General features: G+C 39.2%; 11 protein-coding genes. 1 reads left to right on the top strand and 10 read right to left on the bottom strand.

What is annotated here, in order from left to right; translation table 11 throughout:
- Positions 1-200: 200 nt before the first annotated feature.
- The 4 genes from NPUN_RS23760 to glgX all read right to left on the bottom strand — a co-directional run bounded on the left by NPUN_RS23760 (position 201) and on the right by glgX (position 5,751).
- Positions 201-1,145, bottom strand: coding sequence for a hypothetical protein (locus tag NPUN_RS23760; protein WP_012411021.1), 945 nt, complete (start codon positions 1,143-1,145; stop codon positions 201-203).
- 123 nt (positions 1,146-1,268) lie between these two features.
- On the bottom strand, positions 1,269-2,552 hold the full coding sequence (locus NPUN_RS23765) for a glycosyltransferase family 2 protein (RefSeq protein WP_012411022.1): 1,284 nt from the start codon (positions 2,550-2,552) through the stop codon (positions 1,269-1,271).
- Between the two features lie 8 nt (positions 2,553-2,560).
- On the bottom strand, positions 2,561-3,199 hold the full coding sequence (locus NPUN_RS23770; protein ID WP_012411023.1) for a YybH family protein: 639 nt from the start codon (positions 3,197-3,199) through the stop codon (positions 2,561-2,563).
- 422 nt (positions 3,200-3,621) lie between these two features.
- Positions 3,622-5,751: a glycogen debranching protein GlgX gene (gene glgX, locus NPUN_RS23775; RefSeq protein WP_012411024.1), complete on the bottom strand. Its 2,130-nt coding sequence runs from the start codon at positions 5,749-5,751 to the stop codon at positions 3,622-3,624.
- 896 nt (positions 5,752-6,647) lie between these two features.
- Here glgX and NPUN_RS23785 point away from each other — a divergent pair.
- Positions 6,648-8,171, top strand: coding sequence for a glycosyltransferase (locus NPUN_RS23785; protein ID WP_012411025.1), 1,524 nt, complete (start codon positions 6,648-6,650; stop codon positions 8,169-8,171).
- 2 nt (positions 8,172-8,173) lie between these two features.
- On the opposite strand, the gene NPUN_RS23790 is transcribed toward NPUN_RS23785, so the two are convergent.
- From NPUN_RS23790 to NPUN_RS23815, 6 genes are all read right to left on the bottom strand, one after another.
- Entirely contained in the window at positions 8,174-8,680 is a 507-nt protein-coding gene (locus NPUN_RS23790) for a transposase (protein ID WP_041565588.1), read from the bottom strand.
- Entirely contained in the window at positions 8,646-9,008 is a 363-nt protein-coding gene (locus NPUN_RS23795; protein ID WP_202947515.1) for a transposase, read from the bottom strand. The genes NPUN_RS23790 and NPUN_RS23795 overlap by 35 nt, the downstream gene beginning before the upstream one ends.
- Positions 9,009-9,382: 374 nt before the next feature.
- The gene (locus tag NPUN_RS23800) at positions 9,383-11,323 is read right to left on the bottom strand and encodes a M48 family metalloprotease (protein ID WP_012411026.1); all 1,941 of its coding nucleotides are present in this window, start codon (positions 11,321-11,323) and stop codon (positions 9,383-9,385) included.
- Between the two features lie 149 nt (positions 11,324-11,472).
- Entirely contained in the window at positions 11,473-11,982 is a 510-nt protein-coding gene (locus NPUN_RS23805) for a hypothetical protein (protein ID WP_012411027.1), read from the bottom strand.
- 630 nt (positions 11,983-12,612) lie between these two features.
- Entirely contained in the window at positions 12,613-13,713 is a 1,101-nt protein-coding gene (locus NPUN_RS23810; RefSeq protein ID WP_202947516.1) for an alpha/beta fold hydrolase, read from the bottom strand.
- A gap of 146 nt (positions 13,714-13,859) precedes the next feature.
- Complete coding sequence (locus NPUN_RS23815) at positions 13,860-15,131, bottom strand: ATP-grasp domain-containing protein (RefSeq protein ID WP_012411029.1); 1,272 nt, start codon at positions 15,129-15,131, stop codon at positions 13,860-13,862.
- Between the last annotated feature and the right edge of the window lie 450 nt (positions 15,132-15,581).

Genomic DNA, 15,581 nt, shown 5'->3' on the forward strand with positions numbered 1-15,581 from the left:
TTTTGATTCTAAATTTATGGTAGATTAACCGAGATAAGGGTTGGCTGTGATTGTTTCAGAATTGCGCTCGCTTATTACTAGATATTGTCGATATACTGATAACCTTTCACCTCCCCCAATAATGGCATAGATTACCTCCTACGAATAAACATTTATAAACAGCGGAAAATATCAATTATATCATCTTTTCCAGTGATTTATTAGCCTTCTAAAGGGAGCTTACCCCATTGGTATAGTTCTTTTATAGAAGTTATTCTAAGTGCATTACAAAATTTGATTTGATACTTTGGCTGAACGAAGTTATATGGAGCTGAATATATCTCTACTATTTCTACATCTTCAGAGTCTAATGGATTCTGTAAATTTCCTTCAATTAGCTTTTGAAAAATGCCATTGTCTAGGGATAATACGAGTACACCAATATTGTAAAGTTCGGCATAATATCGAATATCTTGAGGTATTTTAGATATAGCCTCTTCTGGATGAGCAAATGCAAAATATGATCGATTTGCAAATCTTCGATGTGAGACAGCCTCAAAAATCCATTGTTCCCAATTTTCTAACGAAGTTTTTGCCTCTATTGTGACTATTTCTAATGAAAGTCCATTAAAGTTATCCATAGCATTAATACCAGCCAAATCTGGATTTCCCCATTTCCCCAAAGCTCGACTAGACGATACGTCAGAAGATTGGTATCCTTGAGCTATAAGCCAACTTTCTAATACGCTATATAAAAGAGATTCTTTCTGTCTTCTTATTGCTCGCGTTTCTTCAGAATTAGTTGATGTATCTGGTGAGAATTCAGCTAGCTCTTCTACTGTTTTTGCAGTGGATGATAAGTAATAACCCTTTTTCTTCCCAAGACAGTTAATAAGGCTTTCTGTATCCTTGACAGTATTTGAAAGATATTGCAAAAAAGTATTCTTTGCAAATGTTTGAAATTGCTCTGGAAATTCTTCTTTAGCCTTGTTAAATAAGTCATTACTGGGTAACGTATTAGTACTATCCAGCTTTTTGTTAATGTTCAATATGTACTCACAAGCAACCTTAACTTTTTGATATGCTGTTAGCTGAGATAAGTCCGGCTTTTCTATAATTTCTTCTGTGTTATTTATTTGTTGTATGTCTGTATATTCGTTATTCATCTTATTGGTATTTTCTGCTAATATTATTAATTCAAATTAAGTTTTAATGAATAATTTTATCCTTAATGTATTAAAAATTATCCAGCTTGAATCATTAAATCTCAAACTTATGCTTATTTTTACTCAATCCATTCTACCATGATGCTCAGTTTTAACCCAGTGCGATCGCTCTTTTTGCACACACATCTTTAAAGTCGTCACAATCATCACAGGAATCCAATGCACCATGTAGAATGATCCTTGAATTGTTGCCCAAAGCAAAGACCATCCTCGTAAATTTTGAAATTGGTAAAGTCCAGCAATAAAGGCAATTGTCAAAATGATGCTGAGTAGTGTTTGCAGTGGAAATAGAACTGGATGATGACTATAAAATATTGTCCAAAGTAAATCGGGTATTAGTCCAATTGGTAGAAGAAATTGTAATAAAAAAAACAATAGTAAATCAATTTCTTTCGCCCAACCTAAAGTAAGAATTTGCGGGAAATAATCTAGGTAACGCTGATAGCCACCTTCAGCCCAACGACAACGTTGATGCCAAAGTTTCTCCCAACTAGTTACACTTTCTTCCTGAATTGATGGAACTGTAACAAACTCAATTTCTGCACCTGCTAAATAGAGTTTGAAGCAAAGATCCAAATCATCGGTGACAGTGTTCTCATTCCAACCTTGACACTTTTCTAACAATTCCCGACGAACTAACATCCCATTACCGCGCAGTTCAGACATACCACCAATAGCAATGCGATGGGTTTGCAGAAAGCTATCACAGCACATTTCCATCTGCTGGCAACGGGTTAAGAAATTGGTATTAGCATTAGAAATCGTTTTTCGCACTTGCACTGCACCGATCGCTTGCTTCTGAAACAAAGGTACTGTTTGCTGGAGAAAATTGACAGGTAATTGAGCATCTGCATCGCAGACTAGAATAATCTCCCCTTGGGTAAAGGGAAACACCGCATTCAACGCCCCTGATTTACCACCTTTTGATTCCCGTCGATGAACTTGCAAAGATGGAAATTGAGTTTGTAATTCCCTCAATATCTCTGGGGTTTCATCGGTGCTACCATCATCAACAATCCAGATATCTAGGGAATTGCTGGGATAATTCAATTGGTATAGACTGTCAACTAGATTAGCCAAGACTGAACTTTCATTTTTAGCTGGAACTAAAATCAAGACTGGCGGTAAATAAATCTTACTCTCCATCACCGCTGCATCTGGTTTTGCTACCAGCATCCGTAATGTTTGCACAGTCAGGATTGCCGTTAATCCCAGCATCAACCATTGTGTTTCTGGTAGCCAGTGCAGCAAACTCACGCCACCCCAAACTAATAAAACTACTATGGTTGCTTTGAGACGACGATGAAAGCCAATATTTTTATTGGACTGATAGGTGCTTCTTCCCACTTTATTTGCTATATCCTTTCGGTTCGTGGCTTAGTTCTGCGACGTAATAGTAACATCGTCACTGCTCCCAGAACGAAACCGCCTACACCTGCTGCAACTGCTAGAATTCGTCCCAATTGTTGAGCAGCATTTAGCACTGGGTTATTCAGCAGATTTGAGGAAAAATGCAGCGATTGAATCGTCCATTTATCTTGGAGTTTTTGCAGCACTGCTGTCCATCGCAACGCCATATCAGCTGCTTTGCCATCTTTGAAAGAGAAAGATGCGATCGCTTCTCCAGAGGCAACATCTATATCTGGAGTAAGAAATGTTCTGAGAGTATCTCCCTTCAGTTGCATTTTGATATCTTTGATGGAACTGGAAAACTGCTGATTCCAGTACTTTTCAAACTCAGGAACTTCATGAAAAATCTGGTTATCAACTGTTGTAATTGTGAAGTTTGGGTGCAAGTAAGGTTGTATTTTGGTAAAATCGCGAGTGTTTATGGCTTGCAGGGCAATGTCCCGCGTGCGAATAATTGCATTTATCTCCTGTGGGTTGACATCTGCCAGAGCGTATTGAGGTAGATTCCAAATTACCAGCACTAACAAAACACTCCAAAGTAGCTGAGTGTATTTGTATATACTTGCCTGTCTCTGTTTCATCATCTAAAAAACCTGTAGATTGAGTGACACATACCGAGAATTTTTTAATATTACTATTCACATTTAGCACTTCTTTTGGTTGGACATAAAGAAATACAAAAAGAAGTGCCGATCGAGTCAATCAGTTTTCTCCAACCCTGATTTTAGGTTAGGTATTTTCATTAATCTATAATTGTTGACAATCAGCCTGTATAAAAGCCGGGTTGTTTGAGAACTTACCGTGAAAAATCAGATATATTAACCAGTTGGAGATGTCTGCTGAATAACTACATTAGTTCCTTCAAATAGTAAGTAGGTTTTAACGGAGTTTACTTTATACTTCAAATGATCATTGTGAAGTGCGATCGCTTTCCTGATCGCACTTCACCCTATATCACTCAATTTTTTATTTTGTCATAGGCGCGATCGCTTCTATGATTTTTGTCTTATGAAGCAAGACGACGTAACACTATGAGAGAGCGATCTGTAACTGGCACAGTTTGCTCACCCATAACCAACTTTCCTGGGCTAAGGAAGCGAGGTTCGTTGGTGTCAATAACTATTTCCCATTCCCTATCCTGGAAAACATTGGGTAAAGCAAACTCAATCGTTTCGTAGTGAGCATTAAAAAATAGCAAAAAGCTTTCATCAATAATCCGTTCACCACGGCGGCCAGGAGTAACAATGCCTTCGCCATTCAAGAAAATTTCCATAGCTTTGGCATAACTAACTAGCCACTGCTTTTCAGTCATTTCGCTGCCATCGTCATTAAACCAACCAATATCACTGATCCCAAAACCGTGAATAGGACGGCCTTGAAACCACTTACGCCGCCGAAATACTGGATGCTGATGACGAAAATAAATCAGTTCGCGGGCAAAATCTAGTAGTTCGGAATTAGACTTTTGTAAACTCCAATCACGCCAGGCAATTTCATTATCTTGGCAGTATACATTGTTGTTACCCTTCTGAGTGCAACCAATTTCATCTCCTCCTAATAGCATAGGTATGCCTTGAGACAGCATTAGAGTTGCTAAAAAGTTGCGTCGCTGACGTTGCCGTAAGCGGATTACATCTGGGTCATTAGTTTCTCCTTCTACACCACAATTCCAAGAGCGGTTATGGCTTTCCCCATCCCGGCTATCTTCGCCGTTGTCCTGATTATGTTTTTCGTTATAGCTGACCAAATCATTGAGCGTGAAGCCATCATGAGCAGTGATGAAATTAATACTGGCACTGGGATTACGCCCGTTTGCTTGGTAAAGGTCAGGGCTACCAGTAAAACAGTAAGCAAATTGTCCGAGGCTATCATCCTCACCACGCCAAAAATCCCTTACAGTATCACGATATCTGCCATTCCATTCAGACCAACGTAAAGGAAAATTGCCAACTTGATAACCACCTTCTCCTAAATCCCAAGGTTCAGCAATTAGCTTTACATCTGCCAGAACTGGATCTTGATGAATAATATCAAAAAAAGCTGCGAGACTATCTACTTCATATAGTTCTCGCGCTAATGCCGAAGCTAAATCAAACCGAAAGCCATCAATATGCATTTCTGTTACCCAATAGCGCAGGCTATCCATGATTAACTTCAGAACTTGGGCATGACGCACATTTAGAGAGTTGCCGCAGCCTGTGAAGTCCATGTAGTAGCGAGAATTATCTTTGACCAAGCGATAGTACACAGCATTATCGATGCCTCGTAGCGATAATGTTGGCCCTAAATGATTGCCTTCGCCAGTGTGGTTATAAACTACATCTAAAATTACTTCAATGCCAGCAGAGTGTAAGTCCTTGACCATCTGCTTAAACTCGGTCACTTGTTGTCCGACTGAGCCATTAGCACTGTAACCAGAATAGGGGGTGAAATAATTAATGGAATCGTAACCCCAATAGTTTTTCAGTCCTTTATTTACCAGAAATCCTGGAGAAGATAAAAAGTGATGCACAGGCATCAATTCCACAGATGTGATTCCTAGTTGTTGTAGATATTGAATAGCAACTGGATGTGCCAGCCCTGCATAGGTACCACGTAATTCTTCTGGAATTTCTGGGTGTAATTTAGTAAAACCTCTAACGTGAGTTTCATAAATAATAGTTTCGTGCCACGGTATAGAAAGTAGTTTGTCATCTCCCCAATCAAAAGACTGATCGACAACAATACACTTCGGCATAATTTCGGCATTATCTAAATCGGAAAAAGCTAGGTCTTGCTCTGGCGCATCTAAAGAGTAGCCAAAAATAGCTGCGGTATCGCTAATTTCCCCATCAATTGCCTTGGCATAGGGATCAATTAATAGTTTATTAGGGTTAAAGCGATGACCAAGTTCTGGGGCCCAAGGGCCATGTACTCTAAATCCATAGCGTTGCCCAGGACCTACTCCTGGTAGATAAGCGTGCCAAACAAAATTATTTTTTTCTGTTAAAGGCAAGCGAATTTCATGATTATCAGCATCAAATAAACAAAGTTCTACACCTGTTGCATTTTCCGAAAACAAAGCAAAATTTGTACCTTTTCCATCCCAATTAGCACCCAAGGGATATACATTCCCAGGCCATACAGCTACATACATAAGCGAATTACCAAGAACTAATTTTACTGTTAATAAAAAATTTGAAGATATGTTTAATAGTAATTAATGCAAGTTAGTTTTAAGGCTAAGGCTAATAAGTTTAAATTAACGAAAAATTACTATCTTATTGCAATTCCTATCCTGAAAAAATCTTAAAACTTGATGATAGCAAGGATCGCTTTACATTTGAAAATGGAATTTATCATCGTTAATTGATAATATTGGGAACATCCTTGTTACTTTTTAATTCATAAATATGCTAACAAGTTTCTCTGCAAATTTTTTCAGCTTCATAAATTTACGAAAAATAGCAAATACCGACATCTATCCAAATGAATAAAATTATTTATATCAGCGTGTAGATTTACTTAAAATATCTTTTATGAGACCATCATATAGATTTTGGCATTTACTTATTGTTGTAATATTTATATCTGATAGCAAGCATCATCTTGAGTGATAGAATTACCCAATAAATATGGGTTTCCTTTAGCCAATGCGTTGTTGTGGAAGAAATAAATTTACTATTTACTAAGTGTATTGATGTATCTTTGGCAACAAAAAATGCAGATAAAAGTGAAATTACGGGATAAGAGCAAGAATACGTTGAATTTTAAAAAGAAATATCACCTTACCATTTATGCCATCCGGTATATGTGCGCCAACCGCAGTAGCGATTAACTTAAATATTAGGAAAATGCGCGAATTGGCTGGGTTTAAGCTAAAGGGAATTAATAAAAGCCCTTTGGCTTACTTTTTGAGCAATGGTATTTACGTAAATTCTCACTGCCTACGTTTTTCAGCCTTGGGAGTTTTTAACAAGCTCACTAAGCTTTTATGCTGCCGTGTTCAGGCAAAATCTCTAGTAGAAATCAACCTGTATTAGGAAGTGGGCGATGCACATTGGATTTCTCAACCCTCAAGGCAATTTTGATTCAAACAATAGTCACATAACCAAACACCCAGATTTTGGGGGTCAACTGATTTACGTTAAGCAAGTCGCCATAGCTATAGCCGAAAAGGGACACAAAGTTGATATTCTCACCCGTCAAATTATTGACCCGGAATGGCCAGAATTTGCCCAGGCGTTTGACACTTATCCAGGAATCGATAACGTCCGCATTATCCGCTTGCCAGCTGGGCCAAAAGAATTTCTTCCCAAAGAGTCGTTATGGACTCATCTGATTAGTGATTGGGTACCCAACATCTTGAAATTCTATCAACAACAAGGTGGCTTACCCGATGCTATGACTGCTCACTATGCCGATGGAGGGCTGTGTGGCGTTCTAATTGAACAGGATACAGGCATACCTTTTACCTTTACTGCTCATTCTCTTGGTGCCCAAAAGATGGACAAGCTGGAAGTCACTTCCGAGAACTTGTTAGAAATAGATGAGCAATTCCATTTTAAATATCGCATCCTAGCCGAACGCTTGAGCATGAATCGCTCGGTCGTTAATATCACCAGTACACGACAAGAACGCTTTCAACAGTATTCTCATCGAGTCTATCGGAGTGCAGTAGATGTAGACAACGACAACCGCTTTGCGGTGATTCCACCAGGAGCAGATTTCTCGATTTTCGGTGCAAAGGCACGTTCCGAAAATGAGAAAGCAACTGAAGAGTTCATTCAGGAGCGATTGGCACGGGACATTGAAGAGGCACGTCGAGATTTGCCTGTCATCGTAGCATCCAGTCGATTAGAGCTTAAAAAAAACATATTAGGGCTAGTGCAAGCCTTCGCAATTAGTCCAACACTTCAGGAACGAGCTAACTTGATGTTACTTACAGGGGGACTGGACAATCCCTTACGAGAAGAGGCTAGTGATAGCATAGCTGAAGAGGTATTAGCCCCCATTCGAGAGGTGGTCAAGGAAAACGACTTGTGGGGCAAGATTAGTGCATTTGGCTTGTTAGATCAGTCTCAAGAGTCACTGGCAGCAGCCTATCGGTTTATGGTTAAACGCCGCTCGGTATTTGCGCTGACAGCACTTTACGAACCCTTTGGACTTGCTCCCTTAGAAGCAGCAGTTGCAGGTTTACCAGTGGTAGCAACCAAGAACGGTGGTCCTAGCGAAAGCTTGCGACAGGGAAATAAGGAATATGGCATACTCGTAGACCCAGAAGATCCTGCTGATATTGCACGAGGCTTGGAGCGGGTGCTATGTGATGCTCAAGAGTGGGACTATTTTGCCCAAGCTGGTCAGCAACGGGTTCTGAAAACGTACAGTTGGGAATCTACTGCTGAAAACTACCTGACTTTGCTTGAGCAAATTCTGTCTTTACCGGAAACCCGCCCTCGCGCCGAACTTCTACCCATCCATCCCTACTTTCGTAATCCAGAATCGCAGACCGATATTTCTTTGGAAGAATTAAGCGACCTCTACTTTGGATCTAACCAAAAGGTACTCAGTACATGAATCTATCCCACTAATAATATTCTTTGAATCCAGATATGTATAGTAGCCAGGTCAATAAATGCATCAAAATATACCTTTCGTCGCTCCCAGCGTACAACTAAACGACGATATTTCCTTTGATACCAAGCAAAACAACGCTCTTGCTGGAATCTTGGTGCAGAAATTTTGATAGATCTGCCTTTGTTTTTCTTTGTTTTCCAGTTTCTTTTTGGTATTTGGGGTCGAATGCCCCGTTTACGTAACTTAGTACGTTGTTCTTTAGAGTCGTAGCCTTTATCGGCAGCTAGTACCTTGAGTCGTTTGCGTGGTCTACCGCGCTTTAAAGTTTTTAATTTTACTTTATCTAATAGGGGTAGTACTTGTTCCCTCTCGTTCCCGTTGGCTTGGGTTGTAGAGTTAGAAAGTGGCATTCCATTCCCCTCAGTAAGTGTGTGTATTAATATACCTTTTCCTTTGCCACCATAGGCAACTTCTTCACCTCCACCTTTCCCAGGGGGAAAAAGACCCATCAACCGCTCCAAACTGCCAGTTGATGAGTCCTTTCTCCGAAGCGATCGCTAATATACGTGCTTGTAAATGTTCAAATGTTCCATCTGTACGCCACCGTTTTAACCATCGATGAGACGAGCTTTTGGATGCCCATATATCTCCCTTTGGTAAATCACACCATCGACACCCAGTAATTAGAATATACAACAAACTATTTAGTACATGACGATACGGAGCATGAGGCATTCCTTTTCCACGCTTAGATGGCTCTTGAGGAAATACATCATCAAAGAGCTTCCATTCCAGGTCAGTTAATCCTTCAAAACGCCCAGCCATCAATCGATACACACTCTTTTCTTGTACAATAAAATATTACCTCATTTTGGCATTAGTGGGATAGGTTCATCTAGCCTTTAAGAAGATTTGGTAGTAGGGGCGTACAGTTGTACATTGGTGCGAACTTAAGCTAAAACCCTTTTCAAATCTCGTTTCCAGCCAGAGTCTGGAAATGTTGCTCATTGCGGCTCTGCCTCAGCGACGGGCATTCCCAGTCGGACACTGGAAACGAGATAAGAGATAATCTTTAAAAGCTGTTTCTAGGCTGGCTTTCACGTTAAGTTGACACCAATGTACGGCTGCGAATCCCTACAAGAAGGGATTGTGGTTCAAATACGGGACTTAAACAGAGTCAAATGTATTTTTGACCTTTAGCATAAATTACTTTAAACTTCTGGTACAGTATCATCGTCAACTGGCAGTGGCAGTGGTGGTAATGATATTGGGTTGGGTAATTCGGCCCAAATATATCTGTGCTGATGAGATTGATGTAACCAGCCCTTTTTTAAAAAAATAAGCCAACCAAAAACCCAAACTAGTCCTTGTAAGACAAACCCTAAAAAAAAGCATAAAACTACAAAGAAAATTTCAATATTATTGATAGGAACAAGTTCTGGTGAAAGCGAACGAACGCTTAATATTTGTATTACACTCATCACTACAAACAAAGGCAAGAGGGCAATTGCCGAGAGGATTAACAACCAACGTCGTTTGCTCTTTGGAACGTCATTTCCAGTGTGCATTGTATATAACTTGCCAGATAACCATTTTAACGGCATCATCCACACGAAAAACACACCAGCCCATCCCAGAATATAGAGAATCAGAGTTAATATTGAAACTCTCCACAATGAAAAAGTATTAGGTATAGGTACTAGAAGACACCCCAAAACAAAACCAAATCCCAATACCAACGATAAATACACTAGTTTCATTGGTGAAAGTAAACGTTCTTCAGAAAAATCAGCCTTGTCAGCAAAGGCAGCTGCTTGGAGTTGAAGACCAACAGTAGTGGTAACTGGAAGCAAGCCAAAAGCCGTGACGAGAAAAGCAATAATCAATAAATATATTAATAAAAGTGCCTTAACAATAATAAATGCTATTAAGACGATTGTTCGATCGTTAATGTCTTGTATTGCGTGACTAATCCAATGCACAACTTCCCCAAGCTGACCCATTGCAGTTGCCATAATAAAACTGGCGTTGAGCGCTAGCCCGGTTAGAAGGCCTGAAATAAAAGCAACTTCATAATTGAGTCTGAAAAGCTGACGGGTATCCATTAAAGCAGTAATGCGTTCCCGATTGGTTGGATGAAGTGGTGCAAATTTTGTATGGAATTGTTTTTCGATAAGATTCCACAGTGAAAATGCAGCTTGCTGTAAACCATTCTGTTGCATTTGAGATATGACGAGTAAAACTTGCTTGCCAAAATCCTTAATTTCACTTCTGCCCGAAGAAGAATTCTTCTCAGACAGGAGTTCAATCAATGGGTTTGCGCTTCCAAGCCATTGTTTAGCACATGCATCGGCGTAATATTCTCTAACTTTCAAGATACTATTACGAATTACTTCGACTAACAACAATAGTAAAATTGTTTTAATATTAATTTCTACAATCAATGGTATTCCTTCCCAAACAGAAGCAAGTGTTTGTCCTGAAATTAAGTCTTTAACTATAGATAAAACAACATAGGCATTGAACAGTAATAGAATAGTCAATGCCACAGGAAAAAAACATTGAGTCAGAGCAATAGCAAAAATAGTTTTATTCACATCTCTATTAGCTATGTGACCCAGTTCATGGAGAACAACTGCAATAAATGAATTTGGTAACAGAAGAAATGCTGTATACAGACCTTTTCTAAGACAAACAAGCTTTTGTTTACCAAATCCAAAAGCCATTCCAGTCGGGCGATCGCAACCTTGACTTGTATCATCCCAAATAAATCTAGGATTTGTTGCTTTTACATTCGGAAGGGTTTCTACAATTGCTTGAACATAGTCTGCTAACTGTTGTAGAGAATTAGCTTCCTTGGGGTCTTGGCTTGAAGGTGGAAAATCTTTCCAACCCTGTTTTATAATCTTGCTATTTGCATACCATTTTGCTTGATACCATGCCCATATAAAAACAAAGAGTGTAACTGCTATAGCAAATAAAAATGACAGTAATACACTTAATTTTAATATTCCTCCGGCAATAGCATCGACTAAAACTACTGTGATACCAACAACAGCAACGACTAATAGCAAAAAACGAGAATCTGTCTCTGACGGAAAAATAAAAGGATTAAGTTGAGTTGTATTAGAGCGAAGAATAGCCTGGTTCATGAAATAACCTCCCACTATTTTTTGCAGGGCAAACGCACGTAAAATATCAAACCCTTCCAAGCTAAGAATTTTAAAAAATAGCCTAAACGAGTAAACGGCTAAACACTTGCTATTAAAGTGGGTATACTACTTTGAATACGTTTAACGTGCTATTTCTTGGCAAGGGCAAGTCTGGTTATTACTGAGTCAGTAACCGTTGTAACTTTGACCCATTCAATATTCTCAATATTCTGTGTATTTACTTTATCCTCGGTAATTTTTTGAATAGTTTTTGCAATTTCTTCTAACTGTTCCTGACTAAAAAGTGGTTTTGGTTTCGGTTCTGAAAATAAACTTCGCAACCATTGAGATGCTTCTTGAAAAATTTCCTCTCCAGTTTTTTTAGCCATTCCTTGAGCAACTTCAACTATTAAATATTCTAAGATGGGAGTAATAATAGGAAATACTACTTGTGTTAAAGTTCCTAATATAGCTATTTCTCCCATTCCCAACGGCTCATCAATGGCTTCACTAGATTCTTGTGAAAACTTTTCTGGATTAGCAAAGTATTTATCCCGAATTCCAACGTAAAGCGGTCGTTCTTTAGGAGCCTTTTCACTCACAATGCGATATGCTACTTCATTAATCAGTTTTCGTCCCTCTTGAGTATCTGTTAGCATTTACCATCTCCTTTACTTTCTTTGAAGAAGATTTAAAAGGGAACAAGGAAGGGGCAACAGCGAACAGGGAAATTCCCCTAATTAAAATTAGAGGATTTGTATCAGGACATATTTGTTCTTTCTACGAGACGCTGCACGAATGCATTACCTGTCTCGAAAAAAAATGTTTTTACCTCTTTTCATCAATAAATTTATGGGCTTAAAACCCAGTATTCGGTCAGTATTTTACGACTGTTGCTTGTTCTCTATTCCCTCTTCTCTGCCCGTTGGCGCAGCCGACGCACCAGAAGAGCTTGGTGACGATAATCACTAGATTCTTGAAATGAGCGCTCGAATAATAACTACATAATCAAAGTCTCACCAATAATCTTAAGGTTTTAAATATTGTTTTTGCAAAAACTTTTTTTCCATTCATCTTCTAAAAGATGTATGTACAAAAGTTCTCGTATGTTCCTTTCGAAGGATAAATTGACGAACTGAACTTTGGAGGAAGCTCTGACGCGGCGACACACCAGACGCGGACAGCTTTTTTTGATAAGTGATTAGGCGGACATAATAATATCACGTTAATCCAGAATCGCAGACTGATGTACGCTTAGCCTTTAAATAAGCTTTAGGTAGCGATCTCAGCTATGAGCAGCCAGCACAAAATCTGCTTACTGCTTCGCTAAACTGCTGATTTTGTTCCATCAATGCCATGTGTCCGCCTGGTTTGATGGTGACTCTTTCAGAGTAAGGTAATTCTGCTTTCATGCGATCGCTTGCCACAGGTTTAGTTGCTATATCTGAAGCCCCACACATGACCAATACAGGCACGTTAATAGTTGCGAGTGTTTGTGCTTCGTCAAACTTTAACATTGCCAGTGTGCCACGAGCCAAAACACCAGGCGAACCCAATGCTGATAAAAAAGCGGCAAAATTGAGTTGACCGCGTGTTTCAGTACCCGTAAATCCAGATAGTTCTACGCTGATATACAGCGAACCATTGAAATACGAAAGCCAAGTCATCAACCAAAAAATTGGCCACAGCACAATAGTCAGGTATAACAAAGGTTCGAGTAGCGGTTTCTGCAATTTCCGTACCAGATTGCTAAATATGCAAGTTTTAACCGGATTGGTATAAGTAGTATCTACAAGAATTAAGCCAGCCACCCGACTACCTAATTGCTCTGGAAACAGGCGACAGAATGTTAGGTTAATCATCCCACCCATACTGTGCCCTAGCAGGATAACAGGTTTATTCCCAGCTATCGCAACAACAGCTTCTAAGTCACGGGCATATTTTTCTAGGGAGTGATCGTTATTTTTCGGTTTAGAGGATTTTCCTAACCCTGGTAGATCCCAAACAATTACTCGGAAGCGATCGCTTAATTGTCGTTTGGCATAATACCATATAGTACTGTTTGGCCCCCAACCATGTGACAAGATAATTGGTTGACCATCTTCAGGGCCAAAAAACTCAACTTGTAACACGCTCCCATCAGGGCGTGGCAACCGTTGCACGGTCTTACTACGCATAAACTTAGGTTCCTGATTTCCAGAACGACGCAGCAGTGGCAAGCTGATAAAACGGCCGCCAAAAGTCCACAGAACCATTACTAGTCCAGCTACTAAATAGGAAGTTCCTATAAGTTCTCGTTCGTACCACTCATAGAGAATGTAGATTCCCCCACCAAGTATCCCAACGGATAGCAGTTGAAACAGCCATATAAGTAGAAAATTATGAGGCATGAATATCATGAGCCTAAACCTTGGGATACCTTTTTAACTGCATTGTCTTTTAGGTTCATACCATAGTTAGAATCATCCAACTTTCACTCTTAGGAATGATTTCTACAGTGTTGTCAGGATGATAAAAATACTGAATTAATAACTATTTAAGAGAGTAATTGTAATCCTTTAGTCTGTAATTGCTGCTCAATATACTGCATTTGTGCGATAGTTTCTCCAGTAACGATCGCATAAAGTTCAGTGTATATTTTTCCGTACTTAGCCTTCTCTAAAGCCGATAAAATAATCAAGTCTTTGCGGTCTAATTCTGGTTTCAAGGTTATAAGGATTGATTCTAATGTCCCCTCCATTCGGTAGCTACTGGAGTATTTAGCTACTTCTTTTCCCAGTCGCAGTAGAGTATGACGCTGCAAGCACAACGGAGTAGAACCATTAACTCGGAAATTGGCATCGATCGCGTAAAATTGTCCGTCTTGGTTTTCCAGCACATCAAAGCCAATCACACCGAAATATCCCTGTTTGTGAGCATAATCACCAACGTTGGCAATCATTTCAAAGAACTTGCTCATGTCAGTTTTGCCGTAGTCAATCACTCCTCCTAAATAGTTGCCTTCTGGAGTGACGAGTTGTCCAGTAGTGCCGATGAGAGTTATCTCCCCGGCTTTGTTGACATAGAACTGTACGCAGTAATTCTGTACTTCATTCTTGATGAACTCTGAGACAATAATCGTATCAAGCAACTTAATATCAAGATATTTGTTAATTTCTTCAAGGCAGTAGTTTAGATCGCTGGGATTTTTGATGATATAAGTGCCTTCTCCTGAGAGTCCGTGGGAGGTTTTAATTAAGTAGGGAAATTGTGGTAGCTGAATGTCTACGATATTGACTTGGTGCAGATTGTAGCTCTTATATTTTGGACATTGCACCCCTATTTCTTCTAGCGTTACTTTGCTGAGTAAACGGTAATGGGTGTCTGAAGTAACAGCGTGTTTTTCAGGTTTTAGGCAATCAAAAGGAAATAGAGTGATGAGTTTATCAAAGCGATCGCTGTGGCTGAGATCGTCTAGATAAGTCGAGCAATCCATCATCTCAATATTGGAGTGCTTGAATCCGAAATGCTCTTGCCAGTATTCAAGCAGGGGCTTTGGTGGCGGAATAATCACAATTCCGGGAATGCGATCGCCTAAGACAGCCAGATTTTTCCAAGGCTCTTTCTGACAAATCTTATCGAAGGAGGTTTTGCTGGCTTCACTACTGCCATCTTGAATAAAATATTTTTTCCGGTTGGGATAAGCAGCCCAACTCGCAGTTGCAGGATAATTTAAGATAAATCCATAAGATCCATCTGTGATATCTTGAGCAAACAAGTCAGAAAGAGAACTGCCTTGAAAGTATTGAAAGTTATATTTTGAGTTCATTAATTCCTCCGATAAATTGCATTCATTTGTGAATGCGGTTGTTTCTATAAAACAAGCCTATTGGATTGATAAATAACACCAATAAAAAGAAATCTGAGATTTTAGCAAATTCTGGTGTAATTAATCTATCTGCTGCTTGAGATTCTTCCTAAAGCTGTTGTAGTTTTTTGTTCTGACTAGCTTTGATGCCCTGAATATTGGCATAAATCTTTTGCATAAAACTAACAATTTATAGTTTGATTTTCAAATATGGATATCGCTTTTTATTTTGGTCTTTTTTAGTTTTGATTTAATCTATCAAGAGAAATAAGAAATTTAGCTAGATAATTCCATCAAAAGAAAGCTCCTCTAAAATGGTTCATAGACCAAAGATGATGCAGTAAACTAAATAGCCTTTACGATAAAAAACGTAATATTCGATATTCTTCGTTTCACAAATAGGAAATAAAC

The sequence above is a fragment of the Nostoc punctiforme PCC 73102 genome (assembly GCF_000020025.1).
GTDB classification, from domain to species: domain Bacteria; phylum Cyanobacteriota; class Cyanobacteriia; order Cyanobacteriales; family Nostocaceae; genus Nostoc; species Nostoc punctiforme.

What these genes read in the sequence shown, in the direction of transcription:
- NPUN_RS23790 (WP_041565588.1), bottom strand. Translation starts at nt 8,680, where the DNA reads ATGGGTCTTTTTCCCCCTGGGAAAGGTGGAGGTGAAGAAGTTGCCTAT.
- NPUN_RS23800 (WP_012411026.1), bottom strand. Translation starts at nt 11,323, where the DNA reads ATGAACCAGGCTATTCTTCGCTCTAATACAACTCAACTTAATCCTTTT.
- NPUN_RS23815 (WP_012411029.1), bottom strand. Translation starts at nt 15,131, where the DNA reads ATGAACTCAAAATATAACTTTCAATACTTTCAAGGCAGTTCTCTTTCT.
- NPUN_RS23785 (WP_012411025.1), top strand. Translation starts at nt 6,648, where the DNA reads ATGCACATTGGATTTCTCAACCCTCAAGGCAATTTTGATTCAAACAAT.
- NPUN_RS23760 (WP_012411021.1), bottom strand. Translation starts at nt 1,145, where the DNA reads ATGAATAACGAATATACAGACATACAACAAATAAATAACACAGAAGAA.
- NPUN_RS23805 (WP_012411027.1), bottom strand. Translation starts at nt 11,982, where the DNA reads ATGCTAACAGATACTCAAGAGGGACGAAAACTGATTAATGAAGTAGCA.
- NPUN_RS23810 (WP_202947516.1), bottom strand. Translation starts at nt 13,713, where the DNA reads ATGCCTCATAATTTTCTACTTATATGGCTGTTTCAACTGCTATCCGTT.
- NPUN_RS23770 (WP_012411023.1), bottom strand. Translation starts at nt 3,199, where the DNA reads ATGATGAAACAGAGACAGGCAAGTATATACAAATACACTCAGCTACTT.
- glgX (WP_012411024.1), bottom strand. Translation starts at nt 5,751, where the DNA reads ATGTATGTAGCTGTATGGCCTGGGAATGTATATCCCTTGGGTGCTAAT.